The sequence below is a fragment of the Phocaeicola sp. ICN-14070 genome (assembly GCF_037892625.1).
Lineage (GTDB): Bacteria > Bacteroidota > Bacteroidia > Bacteroidales > Bacteroidaceae > Phocaeicola > Phocaeicola plebeius.
This window is the reverse complement of the sequence record NZ_JBBKBF010000146.1, coordinates 1-1,588: the sequence shown is the minus strand read 5'-3', so window position 1 is coordinate 1,588 and position 1,588 is coordinate 1. Positions and strand designations below refer to the sequence as shown.

Here is a 1,588-nt window from a genome sequence, read left to right as displayed (position 1 = left end):
ACTTAAGTTTCGCAAGTGAATTTTAGCCCCGTTAGGCGGCGACCGCCAGCTTGTCAAAGGCCATTTTCACTGCTTTAATTTGTTTATCGTTTGATATTACCTGTTCGGTCAGAGCCATAGCGTCACAGTTGAGAGCCTCGGCAATGACGCTTATAACTTCTACGATCAGCAGCCAGATTTTTTCTGCTACTGAAAGTTCAACAGAGTTCTTTGTAATTTCAGCAAAGAGTCCTCCGATGGTCTCGTAAGACTCATTGCGTTTGACATAACTGAGTATATTGTACTGCAAGACGCATAATGATATGCCGGCGATCTGTCCGGCAAAGTCCCTACACTGGTTTTTACCGAGCTTTAGATTTTGCTTCATTTCCTTGTGAGCGACCTCAATAACCCATCTTCTTGAGTAAAGTCTGAAGGCTTCCTTGGCGTCCAACTTAAGATCGGAGGTTAGCAGGGCATTCCAGTTACCGTTCTTGCCTTTTCTATAGAAGAACAGGTTGACCTTGATGCCTGAGATCTTTGCAGAGATGGTAGCAGTATAATAACCGATTGATCGGCTGTACTTTAAGTTCTTTGTCTTCTGAAGAACCTTGATAAGTTCAGGTGCGGTCTTGGTTCCGAGAGCTGTCTCATACTTGATCTTGCCCATCTTTATCATTCCAATAAGATGGCAACCAAAGTGCCTTGAGACTATGAACTTCAGGAGTTCGGTGCAGGTGAACCAGCTGTCGACAAGAAGATAGTCGAAGCGTACACCCTCAATGATTGAGCGCTTCAGCATACTGATAGCAGTCTCAATCTTGCTTGCAAGATACTCAGAGCTACGTTTAGCAATACGCTCATCCTCAGAACGTTCCTTGGTATAACGTGAGTTTGCCTGCTTCTTGGATAAGCCCTGTGGCTTGTCGCTGCGCTTACCCTCTTCTCCATGAAGAGAGAAGTCAAGAATAGACTGAGATATACCGTCAGTAAAGCATAGGAACATTGCTTTGAAGCCCAGTATAGGCTTCATTTGAGTATGAGAGAAGACTTTACCGATCTTCTCTGTCTTGAATCCGGTCTTAGGAAGATCTGTATCATCGATAATGACGCATTTGACATCAGATTTTGCTGTTGTCTTGCGGCTCACACGAGAATACAGCTGTCTGAAAACCGAGTAGATTATACATCGCCAATTGACGTTGCCGTCATTCATGAAACGATAGAACATATCCTTATCGCATGTAAACAACTTGCAGAGTGCAGAGGACGAATAATTGGCAGCATTTTTCACCGAGAAGAACGGGAAGAGCACGAGCAACTGCAACACCTGAAGACAGGTGAACTTGCAGTTCGGATTCTTGACTGAACCGATGACTTTGCTCTGTATCCTAATGCTGTTCATTATGGTTGATATGCTGTTTATTGCCTTGCTGGCATCATTGTTTGCAAAAAACTCTTGGAGTTCACCGATAATATGTCTATTTTTGTTCATGGCTAAAGGGTTCTATGTTTTTTGTTTGACGACTTTAATATAGTGATAATTACCGAATTATCAAACACTTTAGCCTTTTTTATTACATCATTTTAGCACTTGCGAAACTTAAAT

At 42.6% G+C, this 1,588-nt stretch carries 1 protein-coding gene; it reads right to left on the bottom strand.

Going from position 1 to position 1,588, the window contains the following annotated elements; all coding sequences use genetic code 11:
- Window positions 1–31: 31 nt before the first annotated feature.
- A complete protein-coding gene (locus WKT20_RS17960) occupies window positions 32–1,474 on the bottom strand; it encodes an IS4 family transposase (protein WP_007565685.1) in 1,443 nt (480 codons plus the stop codon).
- Window positions 1,475–1,588: the final 114 nt, after the last annotated feature.

Bases quoted from the DNA above. Each gene is read 5' to 3' on its own strand.
- WKT20_RS17960 (WP_007565685.1), bottom strand. From the start codon at position 1,474: ATGAACAAAAATAGACATATTATCGGTGAACTCCAAGAGTTTTTTGCA.